Genomic DNA, 26,260 nt, shown 5'->3' with positions numbered 1-26,260 from the left:
GCACGCCCATGCAGCCGGCGATCGCGAAGGTCCTGCCGGGGTCAGTCCACGCTGGGCAGGATGTGGGGCTCGGCGAGGTCGTCCTCGTAGCCTGCCAGGCGGATGGGGGCCGCGTGGGCCCAGACTTCCAGGCTGCCGAGTTCGTCCGACCGTCGGCCGGGGCGCTCCGTGCGTTCCTTGGGGCGCTGTTCGCGATTCGTCTTCTCCGGTGTCACCGCGCACTCCTTATGTGTCGGGTCACCCTCGGGGCGTGCCGGCCACTTTGCGGTCCGGCGCCTGACGCCCGCTCGGGTGTGAGTCGAAAGCAGTTCGGACGCGGTGGCGCCGGCAACTCGTGTGAGAACAGGCCGTTGTCTGCCGGCTTGCCCCGGGACGGACGTGGGTGTGGGTTGGACCCGTTGGTGCTGTCCGTCCACCCCAGATTAACCAAATGAGCGGGCGTCCGCTCTATGGGGCTGAAAACTTGGGGTTACTGTCATAAGTCGTCCGGTTTCAGACGCCTCTCCTGTCACTCGTTCGGTCTACAGGCGTACCGAAGGGCAACACCCGTTCCATGCCGGGTGCGAGCGCACGTTCGCCGGACTTCAGGACGTCGACTCGGGTTCGGTCCTCATCGGCGTCCGGGACGTCATCCATCTTCCGCCCGGGGACCGCGCCATCGCGATGGTGTTCCAGGACTACGCCCTCCCCCCGCATTTGTCGGCTGCCGACAACGGACGCGCTCCCGGCAGCACGCCGAGCACGCCGCTTGCGTGCTCGACCGGGGGCAGTCAGCCGACGCAGTTCAAGTCGCGTTGGCCGAATCGCAAGGCGGCCATGATCTGCTGACCGGACGGCAACGGCTTGTCCGGCGGAAGGACTGGCGCATGGAGCTGCGCAGTGTCGAGGAGCTGATGGATCTGCTGTACGCCTGCCGGGGCTCGTGGGACGCCCCGGGCCTGCGAAGTCGCCGGGTCGATCTGCACCAGCACGCGCTGCAGACCGCCGCTCTGCTGCGGCGGCGCCGCCCCGCCGACAAGGAACTCCAGGTCGCGGGCCTGGTCCACGCGATCGGCCCGCTGCTGCGGCCGGGCGACGAGAGCGCCCACCCGCAGTGCGCGGCCGACGCGGTGCGGGGCCTGCTCGGGGAGCGGGTCGCCCGGCTGGTGCGGGAGCAGCATCGCGGCGGGCTGCCCGCCGACGAGGATCTGCAGCGCCTGCGCCAGGCGGACGAGGAGGGCCGCAGCGCCGGCTTCGACGCGGGGGTGCTGGAGGACTGGCGCACGGTGCTGGAGCTGGTCGCCGCACGCAACTCCCGTCTTGGGGCTGTCGACTGACGGCCCGTCATGAGACGGTACGGCGATGACGTCGTCGTACGCACGCAAGGGGCACGCATTCGACGGGTACGGGCTCGAGGGCAGGGGCGCGATCGTCACCGGGGGGACTCGCGGGATCGGACGGGCCGTCGCCGGGCAGCTGACCGCGGCGGGGGCGCTGGTGTGCGTGACCGCGCGGAACGCGGACGAGGTGCGCTCCACGGCCGAGGAGCTGGGCGGCATCGGGGTGAGCGGCAGCGTCGCAGATCCGGATCATCTGCGGGACGTCACGGAGCGGGCCCTGCACGCGTTCGGCCGGATCGACGTCGTAGTGAACAACGCGGCGACGAACCAGCCGTACGGACCGCTCATGAACGTAGAACCCGATGCCTGGCGGGAGGCGTTCGCCGTGAACGTCGAGGCACCGCTCAGGCTGGTGCAGTGGGCGTGGCGGGCCTGGATGCGCGAGCACGGCGGCTCGGTCGTCAACGTCTGCACGGAGGGCGCAGGGCATGTGGGGCCGAACGTCGGCGCGTACGGCACCAGCAAGGCCGCGCTGCTGCATCTGACGCAGCAGCTCGCCGGGGAGCTGGCGCCGAGGGTGCGGGTCAACTCGGTCTCCCCCGGCCTTGTGCGCACCGAGATGGCGCGGTTCGTGTGGGAGCCGGGTGAGAAGGAGCCGGCGGCCGGTCTGCCGCTGGGGCGCATCGGTGAGCCTGAGGACGTCGCGTGGGCCGTGCTGTGGCTGGCCTCGGACGCCGCGCAGTGGATCACCGGCGCGGATCTGCTGGTGGACGGCGGCACGCGTGTCAGGACGGCGCACTCCGCGCAGGAGTACGCCGTCCACGACCGTCTTCGCTCATACGCACCACCTCGCTCGTGACGGTGGCTACGGCTGTGGCTCCCTCACGGGAACAGTGCGATCCCCAGGAGGATCAGCAGGATGATGCCGGCGACGAGCGCGACCGTGGCCCACGTGCCGCGGTGCTTCACCGAACTCGTGCCCCCGCCGCCGCGCGGCCGGTCCTCCGGCAGTTCGGCATGGTCGGGGCGGTCGCTGCCGTAGAACTGTTCGTCGGTCGGATAGCGGTTGCGCGGGTCGTTCTGCGCTCGCGGATCAATGCTGTGTGGACTGCTCATGGTCACTCCCTGGCACGGTAGATCACCAGGGTCCGGGTTCCCTACGGGCGCCGGGCCACACGTCGGGGCCGGTGGTTCACCACTTGCCGGGCGCGTAGTCCTTCAGGAAGACGCCGTACAGGTCCTCGCCCTGCTCGCCGCGCACAATCGGATCGTAGACCCGTGCGGCCCCGTCGACCAGGTCGAGCGGGGCGTGGAAGCCCTCCTCGGCCAGACGCAGCTTGTCGTAGTGGGGCCGCTCGTCGGTGATCCAGCCGGTGTCGACCGAGGTCATCAGGATGCCGTCGGTCTGGAACATCTCCTGGCCGCTGGTCCGGGTGACCATGTTCATGGCGGCCTTGGCGGCGTTGGTGTTGGGGTGGCCCGCGCCCTTGTAGCCGCGGCCGAAGACGCCCTCCATCGCGGAGACGTTCACGACGTACGCGCGTCCGCTGGCCGCCTTCCTCGCGGCGTCCGCCATGACCGGGCGCAGCTTGCTGATCAGGATGAACGGCGCCGTGTAGTTGCACAGCTGGGTCTCGAGGAGCTCGACCGGGGAGATCTGCTCGATGGTCTGCACCCAGGTGTTGGTGTCGACGACGTCGGGGACCAGGCCGCCGGCGTCGATGGCGGTGCCGTCGAGGTGCCGGGCGACGCTGGCGTTGCCCGCGACCAGGGCGAGGTCGGCGACCTGCTGGGCGTCCAGGCCGCTGGTGCCGAGCGGCAGGGCGGCCAGCCCGTCGACCGCTCCGGAATTGAAGGCGCCGATGACGTGGTGGGCGGGCAGCTCACCGGCGGGCAGCGGGGCGCTCTCGCCGTCGACCAGGGCGGCGTAGGCGGAGGGCAGGCGGCGCACGGTCTGCGTCGCGTTGTTGACCAGGATGTCGAGCGGGCCCGCCTCGGCGACCTGGTCGGCGAGGGCCACGGCCTGTGCCGGGTCGCGCAGGTCGATGCCGACGACCTCCAGGCGGTGCATCCAGTCCCCGGAGTCGTCCATGGCCTTGAAGCGGCGGATGGCGTCCTTGGGGAAGCGCGTGGTGATGGTGGTGTGCGCACCGTCGCGCAGCAGCCTGAGCGCGATGTACATGCCGATCTTGGCGCGGCCGCCGGTGAGCAGGGCGCGCTTGCCGGTGAGGTCGGCGCGGGCGTCGCGCTTGCCGCGGTTCAGGCGGGCGCAGTCGGGACAGAGCTGGTGGTAGAAGTAGTCGACTTCCACGTACCGGGTCTTGCAGGTGTAGCAGGAGCGGGGGCGCTGGAGTATCCCCGCGATCTTGCCCTCCGCCGTCGCCGACGAGGGCAGGATGCCCTCGGTCTCGTCGTCGATGCGCTGGGCGGAGCCGGTTGCCGTGGCCTCCGTGACCGCCTTGTCGTGGGCGGTCTTGGCGGCCCGGCGCTCCTGACGGCGGCGCTGCTTGACCGTGCGGTAGATGCCGGCGGTGGCCCGGCGCACGGCGATCGCGTCGGGGTGGTCGACCTCGAGCTTGTCGAGTTCCTCCAGGACGCTGAGGCAGACGGCGAGCCGCTCCGGGTCGATGCCGGGGCCGTACACGACCTCGTCACCGGGCTCGTACACGACCTCGTCCGTGATCGCCGAGCCTTCGTCTGTCACCGTCATCGCGCTGCCGCTTCCCTGATCACCCGCGCGGCGCTCCGACCGCGTCCGCTTTCGAACGGGGAATTGTACGGAGCGCCGGGCCAGTCCTCCAAAATCCGGGAGGCTAGGAACCGCAGGCGGTGATGAGCGTGTCGACCTCCTCGGCGAGGGCGGCGGCCAGCCGGTCCAGGTCCGGTACGGCCTGGGCGTCGGCGACGAGGCCGTAGTGGACGTGTCCGCGATAGGTGGAGACGGCCACCGCCAGGGACTGGCCGCGGGCCAGCGGCGCGAACGGGAACACCTGCGTGACCGGGTTGCCGCCGAGCTTCAGGCCGAGGCTGGGCAGCGGCACGCTGGTGACCAGGATGTCGAACCAGAGGCGGGCGGCCTGGCTGACCAGCGGTCCGCCGAGCCGGTGGCCGAGCGCGGGCACGTGGTCGGCGAGCAGGGCGACGGCGCCCGCGCCCCGGTTGGGGCCGGCATCCTTGTTGCGGTCCATGGCGGAGCGGACCGTGTCGAGGCGGCCGAGCGGGTCGGGGTCGTCGACGGGAAGCCGTATCACGTAGCCGGAGAGCCGGTTGCCCTGTGGGCTGGCGGTGCGCGGGCGGCGCTTGGAGACGGGGATCAGGGCGCGTGGCCGGACACCGTCGCTGCCGTCGCCGCGTTCGTCGAGCCAGCGGCGCAGGGCGCCCGCGACCAGGGCGATCAGGACGTCGTTGACGGTGCCGCCCTGGGCCTTGCGGATGCGGTGCACGTCGTCCAGGTCGAGGACCACGCCGGCCGTGCGTCGGGTGCCGGTGGCCTCGGCGGTGAACGCGGGCGAGGAGCGCACCCCCAGGCTGGAGACGGCCAGCGAGGCGCCGATGTCGAGGGCGCGCCCCACGTCGGACAGGGTGCCCCGGACCAGCTCGGGCAGTTTGCGCACGTCGGGCAGCAGGCCGGGCCTGGGCTCCGCGGGGCGGGGCCCCCGCTCCGGCATGTCCATCGGGTCCAGGATGGCGGCGGCGAGGGTCAGCGCGCGCAGACCGTCGGCCAGGGCGTGGTGGAACTTGAACAGCACCGCGAAGGACACACCGTCCTCGCCCGGCAGCACATGCGCCTCCCACGGCGGCCGGCCGCGCTCCAGTGAGCGCTCCATGAGCCGGCCGGCCTCGGCGTGGAAGTCCGCGGTCGGCGCGTGCAGCCGCACATGGTGGAGCGGATCGAAACCGGGGTCTGGCTCACGGGTGGCGCTGCCGAACGACAGCGGCCGCAGCGGGGACGGCTGCCATATGTCGCGGATGCGCATCCGCAGGCCGGGTACGGCCGCGGCCCGCGCGGCGAGCAGGTCGGCGGCGTGGGCGCCCGCGGTGGGCGAGTGCGCCGAGAAGATCCCCAGCGCCCCCAGGTGCATGGGGTGTTCCGCGGACTCGATGTTCCAGAACGCCAGGTCGAGAGGAGCGAGCAGGTCAGAAGTCAATGGCTTGCCTCGCGTCGACGAAGGGTGAGCCAGCAGTCAACCTCCCCCAGGCGATTACGGTCAAGTACGATCAAGCTACGCACAGTTAACAGCAGATTAAGTCCCGCCTCTCGGCGAGAGGCGGGACTCAAGAGACACCTGAGGTCACTTCAGCGCGGGCGGTGCAGCCTGCGCCGATGTTCCCCACTCAGACGGGCGCGAGCCGACCGTGAAGTCGAGCGCGCGCAGGGAGCGCAGCGAACCGGTCCTCAGGTATGTCCGGTCGTAGGCCGTTCCGTCCGTGCGGGCCGACTGGATGTACCGCTCGGCGGCGGAAGTGCCGGGTGCGGTGATCGTCAGGGCGCCGCGCGGGAAGTAGCGGCGGTCGAGCGTCAGGTCGACGCGGTCGAAGACGGGCGTGGACAGTCCCCAGGTGTCGTAGCCGGGCTGCACCGGGAAGAGCCCGATCGACGACAGCACGTTCCAGGCGGACATCGTCCCCAGGTCGTCGTTGCCGGTCATACCGGTGGGACCGTCCGTGAACAGGGTCAGCGCCGCGTGCACGACATCGGTCGTCTTCCACGGCTCACCCGTCGAGAGGTAGGTGTACGGGGCGATGAGGCCGGGCTCGTTCTGCGGGTTGTACTTGTCGGCGTTGTAGTAGTCGTACGGGCCGTTGACCCACACCTCGCGGGCCGTCTTCGCCGGGTCGGCCAGCAGCCGGTCGTAGGCAAAGAAGGAGTCGAGCCGGTCGTTCGCGGCCTGCTCGCCGCCGATCAGGCCCACCATGCCCGGCAGGTCCTGCGGGACCAGCCACTGGTACTGCCAGGACGTGCCCTCGTGGAAGCCCTCGCTCTGCGCCGGGTCGGACGGCCCGGTGAAGGCGCCGGAGGCGTCGCGGGCACGGAAGAAGCCGGTCGAGGGGTCGAAGAGGTGGCGGTAGCTCTGGGCCCGGGCGGCATACCGGTCGGCGTCCGCCGTGTGGCCGAGACCGCGGGCCATCTGCGCGAGCATCGCGTCCGACAGGGCGTACTCCAGGGTCGCCGAGGCGCCGTGGTCGTAGTCCGAGTCGCCCGGCTTCACATGCGGGCGGCCCTTGATGTACGGCGCGAAGCCGTCCGCGATGTACTCCTTGTTGGCCTCACGGCCCACCGCCGGCGAGTCCGCGGGCGGTACCCCGTCGGCGTTCTGCTTCAGCGCCCGGTAGGCCCGTTCTGCGTATCCTTCGGCTCCCTTGAGCAGGCCCTGCTGGTAGGCGTTGGTGAGGAACGGGGTGACCGGGTCGCCGGTCATGATGTTCGTCTCGACGGTGCCGTAGCCCCACTTGGGCAGCCAGCCGCTCTCCTCAGAGATCTTGATCACCGAGATCGCCATGTCGCGCGCCTCGCGGGGTGCGAGCAGGGACAGGAGCTGGGACTGGGTGCGGTAGGTGTCCCACAGGGACCAGTTCTGGTAGTAGGTGAAGCCTTCGGTGCGGTGGGTCTTCTGGTCCCAGCCGGTGTAGCGGCCGTCGGCGTCGCTGCCGATGTTGGGGGCCAGGAACGAGCGGTACAGCGCCGAGTAGAAGGTCCGGCGCAGACTGTCCGCGCCGCCCTTCACCCGTACGTCGTCGAGGCGGTCCTCCCACGCCTGCTGCGCCGCGTGGCGTACGGCGTCGAAGGAACGGCCGCCCTCCGCGCGGAGGTTGACCGCGGCGCCGTGCGCGTCGACGTAGGACAGGGCGGTGGTCGCCTCGACCGTGCGGTCCTTGGTCGTATCGAAGCGGACGTATGCCCCGCCGCGGCCGGTCTTCGAGCCCGCGGTCACGGTCGAGCCGTCCCAGGTGCCGTAGGCGGTGAAGGGACGGTCGAAGCGGGTGATCGTATAGACGGTGTACGGCTTGGTGTCCTGGCAGAAGCCGCGGCCGGTGATGGCGGTGCGCACGGTGCGGCTGTCCAGGATCTCGACCTTGGTGGAGACCGTGGTGTGCAGCGACTGGGCCGCGTTGAGCAGGACGTTGGCCTTGCCGGTGGCCGGGAAGGTGTAGCGCTGCACGCCGGTGCGCGCGGTGGCGGAGAGTTCGGCCTCGATGCCGGTCTTCAGGCCGACCCGGTAGTAGCCGGGGCTCGCGGCCTCGTCGTCGTGGCTGAACTCGGCGGCGTACTTGGCGTAGTCCGTCTGGGTGACGTCACCCGTGGTCGGCAGCACCGGGAGGTCTCCGCCGAGCCCGCAGCCGACGCCGGACAGATGGACCAGGGAGAAGCCGCGAATGTGGTTCTGGGAGTAGTCGTAGCCGGTGTTGTGGCCGGTGTCCGGGGAGAGCTGCACCATGCCGAAGGGCACGGCGGCGCCGGGGTAGGTGTTGCCCTCGTTCTCGGTGCCGATGAACGGGTTGACCAGATCGGTGAGTTGACCGTGGTTCGGCTCGGTGGCCTGTGCGGTGGCGGGTGCGGCGAACAGCGCGGAGGCTGCCAGCGCACCTGCCGTGCACAGGCGCAGGCGCCGGGTCCGTCTCATGTCGGGAGTCCTCCGGGGTTCAGGGGGTCGGGCAGCCTGCGGGAGTCGCCTGGGAAGCGTCGCGGATCAGGGCCTGCTGGGCCGTGCGCACACGCTGGACGTCCGGTTTGAGCACCTTGCGGTCGTACGTCAGCAGGCCGTTGAGCTCGCCCTCGACGTCGGAGATCTGGGTGTAGACCGCGCCGTTGCTCCCCTTGCAGGCGAGGGCGTGCACCTCGGCGAGCTTGGTCAGGTAGTCGTCGGTGTAGGCCGCCGGGTCGACGTCGACGTACGACTGCTGCACGGACCAGGCGTGGCCCGGCACCGCGAGGCCGAGGCCGCCGTACTCGCCGCTGACCAGGGCGCGTCGACCGTCGGGGTGCGGGGGCAGGGCGGGGCTGGGGTAGCCGTGCTCGTCCATGATGTCGCCGGTGCCGCCGTCGGCCCCGAGGTTGAGCCCGGACATGGAGTCGACCAGCCGGGTCGGGTCCCAGGCCTTCGCCTGGTCGGCGATGCGGGCCTCGTCGTACTGGCCCCAGCCCTCGTTGAAGGTGACCCACATGACGACCGACGGGCTGCTGATGTGCTCGTCGATCAGCTGCTTCATCTCGCGCTCGTACTCGGCGCGGGCGGCCGGGCTCGGGTCCACCCCGGCGGTCATCGCGGGCATGTCCTGCCACACCATCAGGCCCAGTCGGTCGGCCCAGTAGAACCAGCGGTCCGGCTCGACCTTGATGTGCCCCCGCACGGCGTTGAAGCCGAGCTGCTTGTGGACCTTCAGGTCGTGGGCGAGGGCCTCGTCGGTCGGCGCGGTGTACAGGCCGTCGGGCCAGAACCCCTGGTCGAGCGTGGCCATCATGAAGACCGGTCTGCCGTTGAGGAGGGTGCGCGGGACGCCGTTCACCTTCTCGACGGCTATCGAGCGCATCCCGAAGTAGCTGCCGACGCGGTCGGCGCCGACGGTGACCTTCAGGTCGTAGAGGAACGGGTCGTCGGGCGACCACAGGTGCGGGTCATGGATCGTCAGGGTCAGGGGGCCGCCGGTGCGGCCACGGGCCGTGGCGACCTTGCGCTTTCCGTCGTACGCGGTCGCCATGATCGGGACGCCGTCGCGAACTCCCTTCGCTTCGACGGTGAGTTGGCTCTTGGCGACGTCAGGGGTCAGCTTGAGGGAGTCGACGTGATCGGTCGCCACCGGCTCCATCCACACCGTCTGCCAGATGCCCGAGGTGGGCGTGTACCAGATGCCGCTGGGATCCAGGCGCTGCTTGCCGAGCGGCGGGTTCTCGCCGGTGGCCGCGTCGGTGGGGTCGTACACGCCGACGATCAGTTCCTGGGTGCGGCCCGGTCGGAGGGCATCGGTGATGTCGGCGCTGAACTTGTCGTAGCCGCCCCGGTGCTGGGCCACCTCGATGCCGTTGACGTACACCTCGGCCCGCCAGTCGACGGCGCCGAAGTTGAGCCGCAGCCGCTTGCCGGAGCCGATGTGCCAGTCGGCGGGGACGGTGAAGGTGCGGCGGTACCACATGCGGTCCTCGTGTCGTTCGAGGCCGGAGAGCTGGGACTCCACGGGGTACGGGACGAGGATGCGCTCTGCGAGGGTCTTGCCGACGGGCGGCTTCTCCCCGGCCGTGGCGGCGGAGAACTGCCAGCGGCCGTTGAGGCCCAGCCAGGCGGGGCGGGTCAGCTGTGGGCGCGGGTATTCGGGGAGGGCGTTGTCCGGGCCCACCTGGTCGGCCCATTGCGTGCGCAGTTCGTACGTGGAGTGGTTCGGGCCGCTGCTCCAGAACTCCTTGACAACGTTGCCGTCAGCCATGGTGAGGGACCCGTTTCCGTCGTAGCGGACGTCGGCGGTGCCGCGTGCGGTACCGGTCTTGTTGCCGACGACGGGTTCCTTCAGGGTGACGAGGAGCGCCCTCGGGTCGGCGGGGTCCGGCCGGGCGGATGCCAGGGGCCACTTGGCGCCGCCGATCACCGCTTCGAGATGGTCGGTCAGGCGGGCCGGGGGTGCGGCGAGGCGCTGGGGGAAGTCGAGCTTGAGGGTGCGCCCTGTGCCGGTGACCGTGGCGGCGGTGGCGCCGTCGTACGCCCATCCGTCGGGGAGGCGGAAGGCCGACTGCGGGACGGGCTCCTTGCCGCCGCCGGGCTGTGTCCAGCGCAGGTGGAGGTTGGAACCGCCGTAGTGCTCGAAGTACTCGACCTTGATGTCGTAGGCCTTGCCCGCGGCCAACTCGACCGGCGCACCGGTCTGTTCGCGGTCCCAGTCGTCCACCCAGTGGTCGATGACGAGCTTCCCGCCGATCCACAGCCGGAAGCCGTTGTCGCCGGTGATCGAGAAGGTGTGGGGACCGGTCCTCTCCGGCACGATCCTTCCGGTCCAGCGGACGCTGACGTCGTCCGACTGCCCGGTGGTGAAGGCGAGGCGCGGCTCGAGGTCGTCGAAGTCGAGGCTCGGGTCGAATGCGGTGGCCTTGAGCCGGTCGAAGTCGAAGGCGCCGGGGGCGGACTGGGTGTAGTACTCGCCCTTCAGGCCGTGGATCTCCATGGGGTCGTCGGTGGCGGCGGTCGCGGTGGTGGCGGCGAGTCCGGCGGCGCCGAGCAGCGTGGCGAGCAGTAAGGCGAGTCTGTCTCTGAGGCGTCGGAAGTGCACGGAACCTCCCGTAACAACGTTGTCATGGACAGCAGTTGGCATGACAACACGGATTCCGGATTCCGTCCAGGGACATGACAAGCCGCACCGGATGCCGTTCGCCGGGCGGGCGCGGAGGATGGGAGCAGGAACCCGTCTCGGCAGAGAGAAGGCGACGACGATGCCGAAGGTTTCCAAGGACACGGCCACCCAGGGCGGCGACTTCGGTCCGGTCGTGGACCGCGGCGAGGAGTTGGACGACTACAGGATCGACTTCCTGACGTTCCGCGAGGACGTCGACCACGGGCCGCTGCTCAAGGGACTGCCCGACGACCGGTGCCAGTGCCCGCACTGGGGCTATGTCTTCAAGGGCGAGCTCACCTTCCACTACGCAGATCACGACGAGATCTACCGGAGCGGCGACGCGTTCTACGCCCCGCCCGGTCATGTGCCCGTCCACACGGAGCCCGGCAGCGAGTATCTGCAGATCAGCCCCAAGGACGAGCTGCGCCCGACCAGCGAGGCGATCATGAAGAACTTCCAGTCGATGCGGCCGCCGGGCTGAACCTGTCGCCTAGGTGACCAGCTGCCCCTTCCCCAGCGCGATCACCCCGCCCTTGGAGACGGTGTACAGCTCGGCGTCCCGCTCCGGATTGACGCCGATCGTCGCGCCCGGCGGTACCTCGACGTTCTTGTCCAGCACCGCCCCGCGCACGACCGCACCCCGCCCTATGTGAACGTTGTCGTGCAGCACCGAGCCCTGGACGACGGCGCCCGGGTCGACCCTGACGCCGGGCGACAGGATGGAGCGGGTGACCTGGCCGCGGATCAGGCAGCCCGCGCTGATGATGGACTCGCTGGCCATGCCGCCCGCGTTGAAACGGGCCGGGGAGAGCTGGTTGGAGTGGGTGTAGATCGGCCACTGGCGGTTGTACAGGTTGAAGGCGGGCCGCTCGGCGATCAGATCCATATGGGCGTCGTAGTACGCGTCGAGCGTGCCGACGTCGCGCCAGTAGCCGCGGTCGCGGTTGGTCTCGCCGGGCACGTGGTTGGCGCTGAAGTCGTACAGCTGGGCCTCGCCGCGCTCGGTGAGCGCGGGCAGGATCGAGCCGCCCATGTCGTGCACGGAGTTCTCGTCGTCGGCGTCCCGCTGCAGCGCCTCGATCAGCGCCTTGGTGGTGAAGATGTAGTTGCCCATGGAGGCGAAGATCGTCTCCGGGTCGTCCACGAGACCGGGCGGATCGACGGGCTTCTCCAGGAAGCGCTCGACGGTCAGGCCGTCCGAGCCCGGGGTGATCACACCGAACTGCGAGGACTCGGCGCGCGGCACGCGGATGCCCGCGACCGTGACGCCCGCACCGCTCTCGATGTGCTGGGCGAGCATCTGCCGCGGGTCCATGCGGTAGACGTGGTCGGCGCCGAACACCACGACGTACTCGGGCCCTTCGTCGTGCACCAGGTTCAGCGACTGCAGCAGCGCGTCGGCGCTGCCCAGGTACCAGCGCGGGCCGAGCCGCTGCTGCGCGGGAACCGGGGTGACGTAGTTGCCGAGCAGGCTCGACATCCGCCAGGTGGTGGTGATGTGCCGGTCCAGCGAGTGCGACTTGTACTGCGTCAGCACGCAGATGCGCAGGATGTCGCCGTTGACGAGGTTGGACAGGACGAAGTCGACGAGGCGGTACGTACCGCCGAAGGTGACCGCTGGTTTCGCGCGGTCCGCAGTCAGGGGCATGAGGCGTTTGCCTTCTCCGCCCGCCAGTACGATCCCGAGCACCGAAGGTCCGCCACGACGCATGGCCGCTCCCCTCACCGTGGTTGATCCATGCCTGCCCCTGAGCAGCGCCCAGTAAGCCTGTTCGAGGAACCCGGCCGTTCTATTCCTGTTTGAGGATCTCCTCGTAAAGACGGACCGTACGGCGGGCGACGGCGTCCCAGCCGAACTCCCCCACCGCGCGCTCCCGGCCCGCCTCGCCCATCCGCGCGGCGGCCTCCGGGTCTCCGATCACCTGGTCCAGCGCCCGCGCGAGACCCGCCTCGAAGTCGTCGTCCACGTCGACGAGCAGGCCCGTCTTGCCGTCGTCCACGACCTCGGGGATGCCGCCCACCCGGGAGGCCACGACGGGTGTCCCGCAGGCCATCGCCTCCAGGTTGACGATCCCGAGGGGTTCGTACACCGAAGGGCAGACGAACGCGGCGGCGTGGGTGAGGAGTTGGATCACCTCGGGGCGGGGCAGCATCTGCGGGATCCAGTGCACGTGCTCGCGGACGCGGCTGAGCTCCTGGTAGAGGTCGCGGAACTCCCGGTCGATCTCCGGCGTGTCGGGCGCCCCGGCACACAGCACGACCTGCACGCCCGGGTCGATGTCCCGCACCGCGCGCAGCAGATGGGGCACACCCTTCTGGCGGGTGATGCGGCCGACGAACAGGATGTACGGGCGGTCGGTGTCCAGGCCGACGCGATCGAGCACGTCGGTGCCGCGGTCGGGCCGGTACAGCGTGGTGTCGATGCCGTTGTGCACGACCTGCACCCTGGCCGCGTCCAGGGCCGGATAGCAGGTGAGGATGTCCTCGCGCATGGCGCCGGACACGGCGATCACGGCGTCGGCGCTCTCGATCGCGGTGCGCTCGGCCCAGCTGGAGAGGGCGTATCCGCCGCCGAGTTGCTCGGCCTTCCAGGGGCGCAGCGGCTCAAGGGAGTGCGCGGTCATCACATGCGGAATGCCGTACAGGAGCTTGCCGAAGTGGCCGGCGAGGTTGGCGTACCAGGTGTGGGAGTGCACCAGTTCGCGCCCTTCGAGGCCGGCGGCCATCGCCAGGTCCACGGAGAAGGTGCGCAGCGCGTCGTTGGCGGTGTCCAGGGCGGCCCAGGGGCGGTGGCGTACGACGCCGACTCCGCGGCCCTCGCCCCAGCAGTGCACCTCGAGGTCGACCAGGGAGTTCAACTCCCGGGCGAGGAACTCGACATGGACGCCGGCGCCGCCGTACACATCCGGCGGGTACTCCCGGGTCAGCAGTCCGACTCGCACCCGCAACCCCCAGCTCTCGGCGACCGGTTCCCTCATGGTCACCCAGATGCGCCGTGCGCGGAAGAGCGCGGCGGTCGTGTGAAGCAACAGTCACCGCATACGCCCCCGCCGGGCACACGGTAGTAGAGGCAGCAGCTGCGGCGCCGGAAGGAGGTGCCGCTGAGGGTGCCGGCGTCCGCCAGGAGCGGGTGGGCGAGGAGTTCCGCGGCGAGGGTACGGGTGCGGGCGGCGTCCTCGGTGCGGCCGCACCGGCCCGCCCACTGCACCAGCTGTCGGGCGGCTCCCGCCAGCGCGGAGGCCGCGTTGCCCCACAGCAGGCCGGGGGCGATCCGGTGGTGCGCCCGCAGCGCCGTCGCCAGCGGGGCGAGGTGGCCGTGCAGGACCACGTCCGCGAGGGTCGCGGGCTCCGCGGGCAGCGAGCGGACCTGGGTGAGCCACAGGTCGTCGGGGGCGGAGGCGTCGGGGTCCCAGTGCAGCAGCCCCGGATCCAGGTCGGGCACGCGGCCGTAGAGCGCGGCGCAGCCGAGCGTCGCCGACCACAGCCGGGCCGCCAGCCCCTGCTGGGCCACCGAGGCCGCGATCCGCGACTCGGGGGCGCGAAGAACCTGCGCGACCTTTTCGACCCGGAAAGTAATAGCATTTCCGTACACATCGGAAGACCGGTTCTCGTACGCGTCGGCGAGCGTCGGCAGTGGCGCGCCTGGCGCTTCGCCCGTCCGCAGTGCGAAAAAGCCGCCGAGCGGTCCGAGGGCGGCAAGATCCTGATCGAGGTCCACGAACAGCAGTAGTACCAAGGTCCCTCAGGGGTTCCCACTGGGGGTGTCCACCCCGTGTCGCCCACCCTGGGGAGGACGGCGCCCGATTCGTACTCCATCGGCAGTAGGACCCATTGCCTGCTCTGGGACGACGACGGGAACAGATCGACAAGGCATCGTGTTCGCTATGAAGGCCGACCGTTCGCCGCGCAGGGCTCCGCGCCCCCGCCACACGCAGAGGAGCAACTCATGAGTGCCCTCGCGTTGTCCGTCCTCCTCTCGCTCGTCTCCGCCGTCGCCTACGCCGGCGGGGCGATCGTGCAGGAGTACGTGGCGGTGTCCTCGCCCGTTCAGGAGTACGCGCCGCTGCGCCGGCCGACCTGGTGGGCCGCGGTGGCGCTCAACGGCCTCGGCGGACTGCTGCACGTGGTGGCGCTGGCCTACGGCCCGCTGAGCCTGGTACAGCCGCTGGGCGCGCTGACCATAGTGTTCGCGCTGCCGATGGCCGCGCTCTTCGTGGGCCGCAGGGCCGGGGCGACCGCCTGGCGGGGCGCGGTCATGGCGACCGTGGGTCTCGCCGGACTGCTGGCCCTGGTCGGCTCCTCCGACGCGCAGTCCCTGGACACGGCCCAGCGGATCGGCGTCGCCGTGGTCTCCGGCAGCGTCGTCGTGGCCCTGATGATCGCGGGCCGGGCCGCCCACCGGCACCCGGCGGTGCGCAGCATGCTGCTCGCGACCGCGTCCGGCATCGCCTTCGGCATGTCCTCGGTCTTCACGAAGACCGTCGCGGTCGACTGGACCGCCGGCGTCTCCGCGGCCGACATCCCCGCCCTGGCCGTGATCGGCGTCTTCGCCACGGCCGGCATGCTGCTCTCCCAGGCCTCCTACCGCGGCGCCGGACTCGCGGCCCCGCTGGCCACGCTGACCGTCGTGAACCCGGTGGTGGCGGCCGCGGTCGGCATCACGATGTTCGGCGAAACCTTCCGCTACGGCAGCACGGGCACCGCCCTCGCCCTGAGCTGCGGAGTGGTCGCGGCCGGCGGCCTGATCCTGCTGACGACGGAGCGCCTCGCCCGCACGACCGCCGAGACCGCGCCGGAGCCGGCCACCGAGCCGATCACCGTCACGGAACCCATCGAGGAGTCCGTCGAGGACCTGCTCGCCGCGATCCCCGAGCAGCCGGTGGCCGCACTCCGCGAGGAGATCCTCGTCCCCGCCCAGGTCGGCCCCACCGTCCTCGCGGTGGCCTACGACGAGGACGACGAACGGCCCCCGGATCCCGCCCGCTACCGCTTCTACGGCCCCTTCTACGGCGGCTCGTACATCCCGTCGCCGAAGGCCGACCGGCACCGGGAACGCGTCAAATCCTGACGCCACCGGCCCTGAGATACGCGAGAGGGTCGATGTCGGTACCGAATTCGGGCCCCGTCCGCACCTCGAAGTGCAGATGCGGGCCCGTTGCGTTGCCCGTCGCCCCGGAGCGCCCTATGCGCTGCCCGCCGCCCACGCTCTGCCCGGCCTGCACGGAGATCGCCGAGAGATGGCCGTACTGGCTGTAGCGGCCGTCGGCGTGCCGGATCACCACCTGGTAGCCGTAGGCACCGCCCCAGCCGGCAGAGACGACGCGGCCCGCGGCGACGGCCTTCACGGTCGTCCCGGTGGGCACGGGGAAGTCGACGCCGGTGTGGTAGCCCTTCGACCAGGAGGCCCCGGCGACGTGGTACGGGGTGCCGATCGGGCCGCTCACCGGAGCGATGAGGGAATGGCTGGTAGTGGTCTTCTCCTCGGTGGCCGAAGAGGCCTTCCGCGCCGAGGACTTGGAGGCTGTGTGGTGCGTGGCGGGGGCCTTCGCCCGCAGGTTCAGCCGCTGCCCCGGAAGGATCAGGTCGGGGTCGGCACCGACGGTCTTCCGGTTCGCGGCGTACAGCCGCTGCCAGCCGCCCCGGACGTGCTCGGTCTCGGCGATCCGGGAGAGGGAGTCACCGCGGACCACCGTGTACATCTCTGCCGTACCGGCCCGGGACTGGGGCGTGGCGTGCGGCTTCACGTCCTCGACGGAGGTCTTCACGGGGGTCTTCTCGGCGGAGGCCGGGTGGACGTCCGGGCTGCCACCACCCCGCGTCAGCCCCGCCTGCTGCGAGCACACCGGCCAGGCGTGCGGCCCCTGCCCCTGAAGGACCTTCTCCGCCACGGCGATCTGCTGGTCCTTGGTGGCCAGGTCGGCGCGCCGCGCGTACTTCGCGCCGCCGTAGGACTCCCAGGTGGACTGGGTGAACTGCAGCCCGCCGTAGAAGCCGTTGCCGGTGTTGATGCTCCAGTTGTTCGTCGACTCGCAGGCGGCGACCTTGTTCCAGGTGGACACGTCGGCCGCGTGCGCGGTGCCGGTGCCGATCAGCGGGATCGCCATGCCGGCGCCGCCGACCGTGACGGTGAGTGAGGCGCGGTTGATCCTGTTCGGCTGATACCGGCGGTGCCGGCCGCGTACGGCCATGGAGATCCCCCTCGACATATGCCAGAAGGGCCAAAAGTAAGTGCCCCGAACAGGCCATGACAAGACGGCAATCGGCCGCCCTGTCCCTCGAACAACCAGCGGTGCACGCCAGTTGCAGAACAGCTGAGGCGGCTGGGGCCCGTCGTGCGTATCTGCCTGCGAAAAGTCGGCCACCCCGGACATGCGCTCGGCGTACCGGCACGTCAGGATGGTCGTCGGGGCGATACTGACGTGCACGACCGGCACCACCGATACCGGATCCTTTAGGAGCCAACCGAATGAGCAACTCAGCCCAGATCGGCGTCACGGGACTCGCGGTCATGGGCCGCAATCTCGCCCGTAACTTCGCGCGCAACGGCTACACGGTCGCCTTGCACAACCGCACAGTGGCGCGTACGAACGCCCTGGTCGAGGAGTTCGGGCACGAGGGTGACTTCATCGCGGCGGAGACCGCCAAGGAGTTCGTGGCGGCGCTGGAGCGGCCGCGGCGCCTGGTCATCATGGTCAAGGCGGGCGACCCGACCGACGCGGTGATCCAGGAGTTCGCCCCGCTCCTGGAGCCCGGCGACATGATCATCGACGGTGGCAACGCACACTTCGCGGACACCCGCCGCCGGGAGCGCGAACTGCGCGAGCAGGGCATCCACTTCGTCGGCATGGGCGTCTCCGGCGGCGAGGAGGGCGCGCTCAACGGTCCGAGCATCATGCCGGGCGGCCCGAAGGAGTCGTACGACTCGCTCGGCCCGATGCTGGAGAAGATCTCCGCGAAGGCGAAGGACGGCGCGCCCTGTGTGACGCATGTCGGTCCCGACGGCGCCGGACACTTCGTGAAGATGGTCCACAACGGCATCGAGTACGCCGACATGCAGCTGATCGGCGAGGCGTACCAGTTGCTGCGCGATGTGGCCGGATACTCCCCCGCGCAGATCGCGGAGATCTTCCGCACGTGGAACACGGGCCGCCTGGACTCCTACCTGATCGAGATCACGGCCGAGGTGCTGTCCCACGTGGACGCGGCGACCGGCAAGCCGTTCGTGGACGTGGTGGTGGACCAGGCCGAGCAGAAGGGCACCGGCCGCTGGACCGTCCAGATCGCCCTCGACCTGGGCGTTCCGGTGTCGGGCATCGCGGAGGCGGTCTTCGCCCGCTCGCTGTCGGGTCACGCGGCGCTGCGCGAGGCCTCGCGCGGGCTGACCGGCCCGAAGGCCTCCCCGCTGTCCGAGGCGGAGGCGGGGGCGTTCGCGGACCGTGTGGAGCAGGCCCTCTACGCCTCGAAGATCGTGTCGTACACGCAGGGCTTCCACGAGATCGCGGCGGCCCGTGAGGAGTACGACTGGGACATCGACCTGGGCGCTGTCTCCGCGATCTGGCGCGGCGGCTGCATCATCCGAGCGGCCTTCCTCGACCGCATCCGCTCCGCGTACGACACCCGGGCCGACCTGCCGAGCCTGCTGTCGGACGAGACGTTCGCCCAGGAGATCGCCGACGCCCAGGACGACTGGCGCGAGGTCATCGTCGCCGCCACCCGCCAGGGCGTCCCGACGCCCGGCTTCGCCGCGGCCCTCGCCTACTACGACGCCCTGCGCGCGGAGCGGCTGCCGGCCGCGCTGACCCAGGGCCAGCGTGACTTCTTCGGCGCGCACACGTACCGGCGCACGGACCGGGACGGCTCGTTCCACACGCTGTGGGGCGGGGACCGGTCGGAGGTCGACGCGTAGCGGTCAGCCGTACGCGGCGGCGGGCGGCCCGAGCGGCCGCCCGCCGTCTTTGTCCGCCCGTACATCCGCCGGGTGGTTCAGGTCAGCGGTGGCCCGGGCTCCGGGTTCGGCACGGGTTCCGGTCCCGGGGGGATCGGCGACGGGTCCGGCGGCGCGGGTGGTGTGGGCTCCGGGCCCGGAGGTGCGGGCGGGGTGGGTTCCGGGCCGGGTGGTGCCGGTGGCGTGGGCTCCGGGCCGGGCGGCGGCTGGGGGTTGGGGACCGGCGACGGGTAGGGGTCCGGCGGTTGCGGGCCCGGACCAGGCGTGGGACCCGGTGGTACGGGGTCGGGGTGCGGATCGGTCATGGTGTCCTCCGGCCAGTCGGTCGAGGTCGGCTCTGGACTACTGCCCCGCGTACCCGACGGCCGCCTTCGCACTCACCCGCCCGCAGGACGGCACGGCGTCCAGGTGGGCCTACCCGGCGCGTACCGCCCGGGCGCCCGCGGCGAGGCCGGGACGCGGGCTGGACAGCACCGGGACCGCCGTGGTCGTCAGCCGCTGGGCCGGGGCCATGGAGCCCTGGGCGAGGACGATCGCGTCGGCGCCGGTGACCGCGTCGGCCGCGGCCGCCACGAGACGGGCGCAGCCCTCGCCGTCACCCGCCGCGAAGCGGTCCCAGGCACCCTCGACGAGCCGGGTCCGCACCTCGACCGGACGTCCGGCGCGACGGGCCTCCTCCTCGATCAGGGCCACCGTCGGCCCGAAGGTGCTCTCCACGCTGGCGAGCACGACGATCCGCGGACCGGCGGCCACCGCGGCGGCCGCCATCGGACGGTCGCTGCGCAGCACCGGCACGCCGGGGGTGGCCGCCTCCGCGACGCCGCCGATGGTCGAGCAGGTGCACAGGACGGCCCGCGCGCCCTCGGCGACCGCCTCGTCCAGCGCGGCTCGCACCTCGTCCGCCACCGCCTCGGGCCCCTCGCGACGGGCCCGGGCCAGCAGCTCCTCGTCGACGAAGTGCCGCAGTTCCAGGCCCTCGTGGTCCTCGTCGCGCAGGGCCTCGAAGACGGGGATGTGCGCGGCCGAGGTGTGCAGAAGGGCGAGCATGCGGGTGGCAGGCCTTTGTGAGAAGGGATACGGACGGGCTCAGAAGCGACCGGGGTGCTCCACCACCCATTTCTTCGCGGCTCGCAGCAGCTCCGGGTCGGCGGCCGGAGCCTCGTCGGGGTGGCGTTCGGCCCACTTGGTGACGTACGGGCACAGGGGGGCGACGACGACGCCCTCGCGCCCGGCGATGGCGTAGAGCTCGCGGGCCAGCGAACCCGCGATGCCCTTGCCCTCGTGGGCCGGTTCCACGATCGTGTGGACGGGAACCAGGGCGCGCCCGGGAGATTCGAGGACGAAGTACTCGATGTGGCCGACGACTTCGCCGCCCGTACCGTCGCCGACGGCCTCCAGGCGGCCCGCCGCCCGGTCGTCGCGGATCTCGATGTCGCTCATGGGCACGCTCCTGGTTCCAGGGGTCCGGGTGTGGATCAGGCCGGTACGACCTGCGGGCTGCGCTCCTGGTCCGAACCCGGTACCGGCTCGGACGGGTCGGCGCCCAGGGCCACGATGCGGTTGTCGCGGTCCACGTGCACGACGCGGGGTTCGAGTGCCCGCGCCTCGGCGTCGGTCACCTGAGCGTAGCTGATGATGATCACCAGGTCGCCTGGGTGGACGAGATGGGCGGCGGCCCCGTTGATCCCGATCACGCCGGAGCCGCGCTCGCCCTCGATGACATACGTCTCCAGGCGGGCGCCGTTGGTGATGTCGACGATGTGCACGAGCTCGCCGGGCAGCAGGTCGGCGGCGTCGAGGAGATCGGCGTCGATGGTCACCGATCCCACGTAGTGCAGGTCGGCCTGGGTGACGGTGGCGCGGTGGATCTTGGACTTGAACATGGTGCGCAGCATGCGGAACTCCCTGAACTCGGCTCCCTGCCTGCTTCTCGCAGGTCAAGGGCTGTTCTTCAGCCTACAGCGGCTCTCCCGCGGGTCCTCCGCGACGGCGAGCGTGACCAGCGTAGGGACACGGGCGTCGGTGTGCAGCGAGATCCCGGTCACGTGGGTGGCGCCTCATCGGGACGCCCTCAGCGTCCTCGGCGGCGGCGGGAGATCACCTGCGGAAGTTTCCCCGCCTTCCAGTAGCCGTCGAGGACCTTGAGCAGACGCCCGGGCTCGTCGAAGACCTCGCCTGTCCGGTCACCGAATTCCGCGAGGAGCGGGTCGCTCTCGACCATCTTGCGGCCGGGGCACGTGAAGGACGACGAGTAGGCGTGACAGTCGCCGCACCACAGGTAGTTGATCCATGAGGGTTCGCTTCGCCCGTATGTCGTGTGGTGGTAGACGCGCATGGCCATGTGGCCGCAGAGCGGGCAGGTTCGTTCGGCCAGGGGCAGGTGCAGTTGGGCACCGAGAGCCTCACGGTGCTGCTGGTCGTAGCGGCGGGTCATGAAGTTCCGGACCTCTCTGAAGGGCGGTGGTGTGTCCAGCTGACGTCGTTGGTCACTTCTCCTCGGGCCAGCGTGCATGGACTTCGGACCGGACGGCGTCGATGAACTCGGCGGGCGGTGCGTAGAGGTGGTCGACGATGTCGTGGATGATCAGGTTCGGGGCTACGTAGAGCACACCGTCGTCCGAGACCACCCTGATCTCCGCATGGCCGAGCCGGTAGGTGATCCCCGCCCGCTGCGAGGTCGCCGTGTGCTCGGTGTACTCCCCGCAGAGCGTGCACGAGTGAGGCCCCCGGGCTCTTCGTACTCGATGAGGTCGTACAGCGAGAAATCCGCGTAGTAGGTCATGTCGCTTCTCGGGATGAGTCGGGCGCCGCGGCGAAGCCGCTCGGCAGCTTCGTGGTGCAGGTCTCCTGTGCGGGCTTGGAGACGTCGCCCTGGTCGTCGACCCTCCAGGTGCGGCCCTTGTCGTCGAAGGTGGTGCTGGAGCAGGTGGTGCGCCAGGTGCCGTCGGAGAGCAGCCCCATCGTGCGGGACGAGGTTCCCGTGATCTGGCGTGCCGTCATGTCCGGCAGGGTGGAGAGCTTGTCGGGCTTGGGGTCCTCGGGCGTCCACTCTGCACCGATCAGCCGGTCCCGGAGGTCTTCGAGGCTGAACTCGTCGTGGGCGCGTCGGCGGCCCAGGGATTCGAGGTCGGCGGTGGAGCGGTGGCGGCAGGCAGCCTGGACGTCGATGAGGTCGCGGACGGTGCCGCGGTCGGCAAGGCCACGGACCTTGGTGCCGATCGGGTCGGGCGCCGCCCGCCGCGTGCTGAGGGGGCTGCACGGCGCGGTCCGGCGGCCGGTCGGCGCGCATCGGCGCCGATGCCCTCACGAACGAAGCCCGTTATGCCCCATTAAGATGATTTTTGTGATCAGGACAGCACGACCCCGGCGCCACCGCCCTTCATCGAATGCCCGACGCGAGGTCGTCCTGCTGTCCCCCGTGATTCTCACCGCCCTCATCACCGGCTTGGCCTTCGCCACTCCCAGGGAGATCGCCTTCAGCCGTCTCCTGCCTGCCGCGCCCGCCCTGGCCGCTGCGATGTGGCCCGTGCTCCCGACGATCGCGCTGGGGGCGTTCTGCCTGCTGACCATGGTCGGGCTGAGCCTCGTGTACTCCGATCTCGGAACGCCCTACACGGCGGCTGCGATCGTCGCGGTCACTTTGACGGCCGCATATACGAGTCATCTTCGACTCCAACGAGAGGAAACGCTCTTCCAGGTCCGGCTCGTGGCCGACGCAGCGCAGCAGGTATTGCTGCGCCCGCTGCCGCGCCGTGTCCAAGGCCTCGATGTCGAGTCGCTGTATCTGGCGGCTCAGGAGCAGGCCCGGATCGGAGGCGACTTCTACGAGGTGGCCGACACGCCGTACGGGGTTCGGCTGCTCATCGGTGACGTGCGCGGCAAAGGGCTGTCGGCCGTGGGAGCCGCCTCGGCGGTGATCAACTGCTTCAGGGAGAATGCGTACGACCAGCCCGACCTGAGGGGCGTCATCCATCGGCTGGAGACGAGCATGAGGCGTTACAGCGTCGCCATCCTCGACCCGAATCAGCCCGAACAATTCGCCACTGCTCTGATCGCCGAGATCCCCGGTGGCGGCGGAGACGTCAAAATCCTCAATTGCGGACATCCTCCGCCACTGGTGATGCGCAACGGCGAGATCCGCGTCCTTGAGCCCACCGTCCCCTCACCGCCCCTCAACCTCGCGACCCTCCTAGGGGACGGCTACAACGTCGACACCGTCGCCTTCGCCTCCGGCGACCAGATGCTGCTCTACACCGACGGCGTGACGGAGACCCGGGACCGGGCCGGCACGTTCTTCCCGCTACCGGAGTGGATGCGGCAGCTCGGCCCGGCGACGCCCCGTGAGCTGCTGGACCGGCTTCACCGAGACCTGCTCCTGTACAGCGGCGGAAGGCTCGATGACGACATCGCGGCCGTCGCCGTCCGCTGTAGGCGCCCCGGGCCTCCAGAGCACTCCGCGTAGGTGGCTGCAAGCCGTGTCACAGCTGCGTCTGCTCCCGGTGAGCAGGGGACCGCGCTAGGCCGTCTCCTGCGCGGAGACAGGCTCCTGGCCCTTGCCGAGTCGCGCATAGGATGCCGCCGACCGCGAGCCGGCCCGCGCCTTGAGGGACGCAATCACCAAGGTGGGCCGGGGACGAGGGCGCACGGCTCGCCGCGCAGCACATCACCGCCGCAGCCCGGGCGGTCAGCAGCCCACCCACGCCTGACGCGCCCACGGGCATCTGCTCTCGACGCCCTGCTCCCGCTCAGCTCGTTCCTTCCTGCACCGACGCCCTCTGCTGCTGCGACGCGGCAGCCGCGCGACGGATTTGATCAGCGTCGGCTTGCCCCCAGTGGTGTTATCAAGGGTGTATGGAGGCATTCTCCGGACGCCCTCTGGGCCCGGAACGTCATCCGCCCGTCGGAAGCTCGCGCAAGGGTCGCGCTTCGCGGATGGACCTGCGCAGTGCGGCCGGTCAAGTGTTCCTCCTCCAGGTCGTCATCGTGGTCCTGCTGGTGGTGGCCGCTGTGGTGGGCATGGTGCTCCAGGCGGCGAATTACGCTCTGCAGCAAGGGCGACGGGAGTCGGTCATCGCGGCCCAGTCGTTCGCGAGTGCCCCTGGCGTGGCCGCGGCACTGCAGAGCCGGGACCCCTCAGCGGTGCTCCAGCCGCGGGCTGAAGCGGCGCGCAAGCGCACAGGCATGGATTTCGTCGTCGTCATGAGCACGAAGGGGATTCGTTACACGTACCCCTATCCGCGGGAGATCGGGAAGAAGTTCGTCGGCACCATCGCACCGGCGCTGAAGGGCCGTACCGTCGTCGAGCAGGCCGGTGGGCCGCCTCTGCCCGCGGGGCAGGGGACGGACGTGCAGGCGGTGGTCCCGGTGACCGACTCGCGCGACAAGGTGGTCGGCCTGGTCTCCGCCGGAATCACGGTCAAGAACGTGGCCGGGCTGTGGCTGCCGCAGCTGCCGATCATCTTGGCCGGCGGAGCGGTCGCGCTGGCGCTGGCCATGACGGGAACGACGCTGGTGTCCCGGCGGCTGCGGCGGCAGACCTACGGCCTGGCTCCGGTGGAGCTGGCGCAGATGTACGAGCACCACGACGCGGTCCTGCACGCGGTGCGGGAAGGGGTGCTGATCACGGGCGCCGACGGACGGCTGCTGTTGGCGAACGACGAGGCGACGCGGCTTCTCGGACTGCCGGCTGACGTGCGGGGGTGCTCGGTGCGGGAGCTGGGACTGTCGGAGCCGGTCATGAGCCTGCTGTCCTCGCGGGAGGAGGTCACCGACGAGGTGCGTCGCGCGGGGGACCGACTGCTGGCGGTGAACAAACGGCAGACGTACCCGCAGGGCGACCGGGGAGGCAGCGTGGTGACCCTCCGGGACACCACGGAGCTGGCGGAGATCTCCGGTCGGGCCGAGGTCGCGCGGGAGCGGCTGAAGCTGCTGTACGAGGCCGGGGTGGGGATCGGGACGACGCTGGATGTGAGGCGTACGGCCCAGGAGCTGGCCGACGTGGCGGCGCCGCAGTTCGCCGACCTCGTGACGGTGGATCTGCTCGACGCGGTGCTGCGGGGGTGGGAGCCGGCGGCGGAGGGCTGGCGGCATCTGCGCCGGGCGGCGATCGGCGGCGAACAGCGGATGATGCCGGTGTATCCGCTGGACGAGGTGATCGCGTTCTCGCCCCGCACCCCGCAGATGCGGACGCTGCAGGAGGGGCGGGGGATGCTGGAGACGGACCTGCGCCGGTCACACGGCTGGCGGGAACAGGACCCGGAGCGCTCCCGGAAGGCCCTGGAGGGCGGGCTGCGGTCGCTGGTGGCCGTGCCCCTGCGGGCGCGGAACGTACCGCTGGGCGTGGCGAACTTCTACCGGACGGCGGATTCCCCTGCGTTCGAGCCGGAGGATCTCACCTTCGCGGAGGAACTGGCCGTACGGGCGGCGGTAGCCATCGACAACGCCCGGAGGTTCACCCGGGAGCACGCGATGGCGGTGGCGCTGCAGCGCAGTCTGCTGCCGCGTGGACAGCCGGAGCAGGACGCGCTGGAGGTGGCCTGGCGGTATCTGCCCTCGGAGGAGGGGGTGGGCGGGGACTGGTTCGACGTCATCCCGCTTCCGGGCGCGCGCGTGGCCCTGGTGATGGGTGACGTCGTCGGTCACGGGCTGCACGCGGCGGCGACGATGGGCCGGCTGCGCACCGCTGTGCACAACTTCTCCACCCTGGACCTGCCCGTGGACGAGGTGCTCGGGAACCTGGACGACCTGGTCGTGCGCATGGACAACGAGAGGAACAGGGGTGATGCCGTGGATGTCCACGAAGGGGAGGCGGTGACCGGAGCGACCTGTCTGTACGCGGTGTACGACCCGGTGGCGGGGACCTGCACCATGGCCCGTGCGGGACACCCGGAACCGCTGGTGGTGCGCCCGGACGGGACGGTCGCCTACCTTGGTGTGCCGGTCTCGGCACCCCTGGGTCTGGGCGGCTACCCCTTCGAGAGCGCAGAGGTGTCCCTGCCGGAGGGTTCACAACTGGTGCTGTACACCGACGGCCTGGTGGAGAACCGCGCCCACGACTTCGACGTGGGGATGGAGAGGCTGCGCCGGGCTTTGGGCGGGTCCGGGAAACGCACTCCGGAGGAGATGTGTCAGGCGGTGATCGACGCGCTGAAGCCGTCACGCCCCTCCGACGACATCGCGCTGCTGACGGCACGTACCCGGAGGTTCCCGTCCTCGCGCGTGGCCGAGTGGGACGTGCCGCCCGATCCGGCGTTGGTTCCCTCGGTGCGGGCGCGCTGCAGGGAGACGTTGCTGGAGTGGGGGCTGGAGGAGACCGGATTCGCCACGGAGCTGATCGTCAGCGAGTTGGTCACGAACGCGATCCGGTACGGCTCGCCGCCGGTCGGCGTGCGGCTGTTGCACGGACGCTGTCTGATCTGCGAGGTCTCGGACGGCAGCGGTACCTCGCCGCGCCTGCGGCGGGCGGCGGCCACGGACGAAGGCGGGCGGGGGCTCTTTCTGGTGGCGCAGTTCGCGCAGCGATGGGGAACGCGGTACACGACCCGCGGCAAGGTCATCTGGACGGAGCAGCTTCTTCACGACGGCGAATCCGCCGCCTCGGGCCTCGCACCGGTCGACTTCCTTCTCGACCAGTTCGACCTTGACCAGTTCGATGATCCCGGTTTGTGAGCCGACGTTGACC

The 26,260-nt window shown here is 70.7% G+C and carries 22 protein-coding genes and 3 pseudogenes; 8 read left to right on the top strand and 17 right to left on the bottom strand.

All coding sequences use genetic code 11. The annotated features are described in order from the left end of the window. Positions 1-41: 41 nt before the first annotated feature. On the bottom strand, positions 42-215 hold the full coding sequence (locus tag ABD355_RS14495) for a hypothetical protein (RefSeq protein WP_180292383.1): 174 nt from the start codon (positions 213-215) through the stop codon (positions 42-44). 352 nt (positions 216-567) lie between these two features. Here ABD355_RS14495 and ABD355_RS14490 point away from each other — a divergent pair. From ABD355_RS14490 to ABD355_RS14480, 3 genes and pseudogenes are all read left to right on the top strand, one after another. Continuing rightward, a pseudogene (locus tag ABD355_RS14490) lies at positions 568-714 on the top strand (sugar ABC transporter ATP-binding protein); the annotation flags it as partial. 152 nt (positions 715-866) lie between these two features. Further along, complete coding sequence (locus ABD355_RS14485; protein WP_344400667.1) at positions 867-1,316, top strand: hypothetical protein; 450 nt, start codon at positions 867-869, stop codon at positions 1,314-1,316. Between the two features lie 25 nt (positions 1,317-1,341). Continuing rightward, positions 1,342-2,178: an SDR family oxidoreductase gene (locus tag ABD355_RS14480; protein WP_344400666.1), complete on the top strand. Its 837-nt coding sequence runs from the start codon at positions 1,342-1,344 to the stop codon at positions 2,176-2,178. 23 nt (positions 2,179-2,201) lie between these two features. Here ABD355_RS14480 and ABD355_RS14475 read toward each other — a convergent pair whose 3' ends face one another. The 5 genes from ABD355_RS14475 to ABD355_RS14455 all read right to left on the bottom strand — a co-directional run bounded on the left by ABD355_RS14475 (position 2,202) and on the right by ABD355_RS14455 (position 10,571). Further along, positions 2,202-2,435 (bottom strand): hypothetical protein, encoded by a 234-nt coding sequence (locus ABD355_RS14475; RefSeq protein WP_344400665.1) that lies wholly within the window; start codon positions 2,433-2,435, stop codon positions 2,202-2,204. 76 nt (positions 2,436-2,511) lie between these two features. Then, entirely contained in the window at positions 2,512-4,029 is a 1,518-nt protein-coding gene (locus tag ABD355_RS14470; protein WP_344400664.1) for an SDR family NAD(P)-dependent oxidoreductase, read from the bottom strand. 103 nt (positions 4,030-4,132) lie between these two features. Then, on the bottom strand, positions 4,133-5,467 hold the full coding sequence (locus ABD355_RS14465) for a wax ester/triacylglycerol synthase family O-acyltransferase (protein ID WP_344400663.1): 1,335 nt from the start codon (positions 5,465-5,467) through the stop codon (positions 4,133-4,135). A gap of 144 nt (positions 5,468-5,611) precedes the next feature. Next, positions 5,612-7,942, bottom strand: a complete 2,331-nt coding sequence (locus tag ABD355_RS14460) for a GH92 family glycosyl hydrolase (RefSeq protein ID WP_344400662.1) — start codon at positions 7,940-7,942, stop codon at positions 5,612-5,614. A 19-nt stretch (positions 7,943-7,961) separates the two neighbouring features. Further along, positions 7,962-10,571, bottom strand: coding sequence for a PA14 domain-containing protein (locus ABD355_RS14455; RefSeq protein ID WP_344400661.1), 2,610 nt, complete (start codon positions 10,569-10,571; stop codon positions 7,962-7,964). 160 nt (positions 10,572-10,731) lie between these two features. Between ABD355_RS14455 and ABD355_RS14450 the strand changes: the two genes are divergently transcribed. Then, the gene (locus ABD355_RS14450) at positions 10,732-11,115 is read left to right on the top strand and encodes a cupin domain-containing protein (RefSeq protein ID WP_344400660.1); all 384 of its coding nucleotides are present in this window, start codon (positions 10,732-10,734) and stop codon (positions 11,113-11,115) included. Between the two features lie 9 nt (positions 11,116-11,124). Here the strand turns inward: ABD355_RS14450 and glgC are convergent, their stop codons facing one another. From glgC to ABD355_RS14435, 3 genes are all read right to left on the bottom strand, one after another. Continuing rightward, positions 11,125-12,345: a glucose-1-phosphate adenylyltransferase gene (glgC, locus tag ABD355_RS14445; RefSeq protein ID WP_344400659.1), complete on the bottom strand. Its 1,221-nt coding sequence runs from the start codon at positions 12,343-12,345 to the stop codon at positions 11,125-11,127. A gap of 79 nt (positions 12,346-12,424) precedes the next feature. Continuing rightward, the gene (gene glgA, locus ABD355_RS14440) at positions 12,425-13,576 is read right to left on the bottom strand and encodes a glycogen synthase (protein WP_344401215.1); all 1,152 of its coding nucleotides are present in this window, start codon (positions 13,574-13,576) and stop codon (positions 12,425-12,427) included. A gap of 38 nt (positions 13,577-13,614) precedes the next feature. Next, positions 13,615-14,370, bottom strand: coding sequence for a (2Fe-2S)-binding protein (locus tag ABD355_RS14435; RefSeq protein WP_344400658.1), 756 nt, complete (start codon positions 14,368-14,370; stop codon positions 13,615-13,617). 210 nt (positions 14,371-14,580) lie between these two features. Between ABD355_RS14435 and ABD355_RS14430 the strand changes: the two genes are divergently transcribed. Further along, entirely contained in the window at positions 14,581-15,702 is a 1,122-nt protein-coding gene (locus ABD355_RS14430) for a DMT family transporter (RefSeq protein ID WP_344400657.1), read from the top strand. On the opposite strand, the gene ABD355_RS14425 is transcribed toward ABD355_RS14430, so the two are convergent. Then, the gene (locus tag ABD355_RS14425) at positions 15,692-16,822 is read right to left on the bottom strand and encodes a transglycosylase family protein (protein ID WP_344400656.1); all 1,131 of its coding nucleotides are present in this window, start codon (positions 16,820-16,822) and stop codon (positions 15,692-15,694) included. The two genes, ABD355_RS14430 and ABD355_RS14425, sit on opposite strands and share 11 nt — an antisense overlap. 278 nt (positions 16,823-17,100) lie before the next feature. Here ABD355_RS14425 and gndA point away from each other — a divergent pair, with 278 nt between their 5' ends. Continuing rightward, a complete protein-coding gene (gene gndA / locus ABD355_RS14420) occupies positions 17,101-18,540 on the top strand; it encodes an NADP-dependent phosphogluconate dehydrogenase (RefSeq protein WP_344400655.1) in 1,440 nt (479 codons plus the stop codon). Between the two features lie 453 nt (positions 18,541-18,993). On the opposite strand, the gene ABD355_RS14415 is transcribed toward gndA, so the two are convergent. The 7 genes and pseudogenes from ABD355_RS14415 to ABD355_RS44680 form a co-directional block, all read right to left on the bottom strand. Next, complete coding sequence (locus tag ABD355_RS14415) at positions 18,994-19,626, bottom strand: aspartate/glutamate racemase family protein (protein WP_344400654.1); 633 nt, start codon at positions 19,624-19,626, stop codon at positions 18,994-18,996. Positions 19,627-19,665: 39 nt separating this feature from the next. After that, positions 19,666-20,019: a GNAT family N-acetyltransferase gene (locus ABD355_RS14410; protein ID WP_344400653.1), complete on the bottom strand. Its 354-nt coding sequence runs from the start codon at positions 20,017-20,019 to the stop codon at positions 19,666-19,668. Positions 20,020-20,054: 35 nt separating this feature from the next. Then, positions 20,055-20,474 carry an aspartate 1-decarboxylase gene (gene panD / locus ABD355_RS14405; protein WP_344400652.1) on the bottom strand — a complete coding sequence of 140 codons (420 nt, stop codon included), beginning with the start codon at positions 20,472-20,474 and terminating at the stop codon, positions 20,055-20,057. Between the two features lie 176 nt (positions 20,475-20,650). After that, positions 20,651-21,013 (bottom strand): hypothetical protein, encoded by a 363-nt coding sequence (locus ABD355_RS14400; protein WP_344400651.1) that lies wholly within the window; start codon positions 21,011-21,013, stop codon positions 20,651-20,653. 52 nt (positions 21,014-21,065) lie between these two features. After that, positions 21,066-21,329: pseudogene (locus ABD355_RS44880) on the bottom strand (DUF7919 family protein); the annotation flags it as partial. 28 nt (positions 21,330-21,357) lie between these two features. After that, positions 21,358-21,579 (bottom strand): hypothetical protein, encoded by a 222-nt coding sequence (locus ABD355_RS14390; protein ID WP_344400649.1) that lies wholly within the window; start codon positions 21,577-21,579, stop codon positions 21,358-21,360. Positions 21,580-21,612: 33 nt separating this feature from the next. After that, positions 21,613-21,804, bottom strand: a pseudogene (locus tag ABD355_RS44680) (nucleotidyl transferase AbiEii/AbiGii toxin family protein); the annotation flags it as partial. Positions 21,805-21,997: 193 nt separating this feature from the next. On the opposite strand from ABD355_RS44680, the gene ABD355_RS14385 reads away from it, so the two are divergent. Both ABD355_RS14385 and ABD355_RS14380 read left to right on the top strand, forming a co-directional pair. Next, a complete protein-coding gene (locus ABD355_RS14385; protein ID WP_344400648.1) occupies positions 21,998-23,041 on the top strand; it encodes a PP2C family protein-serine/threonine phosphatase in 1,044 nt (347 codons plus the stop codon). 470 nt (positions 23,042-23,511) lie between these two features. Then, a complete protein-coding gene (locus ABD355_RS14380; RefSeq protein ID WP_344400647.1) occupies positions 23,512-26,247 on the top strand; it encodes a SpoIIE family protein phosphatase in 2,736 nt (911 codons plus the stop codon). Positions 26,248-26,260 lie beyond the last annotated feature (13 nt).

This window comes from Streptomyces longisporus (assembly GCF_039532765.1).
In the GTDB taxonomy this organism is placed as follows: domain Bacteria; phylum Actinomycetota; class Actinomycetes; order Streptomycetales; family Streptomycetaceae; genus Streptomyces; species Streptomyces longisporus.
Note: the sequence above shows the minus strand (reverse complement) of the source record. Positions and strands in the feature narration are given on the sequence as shown.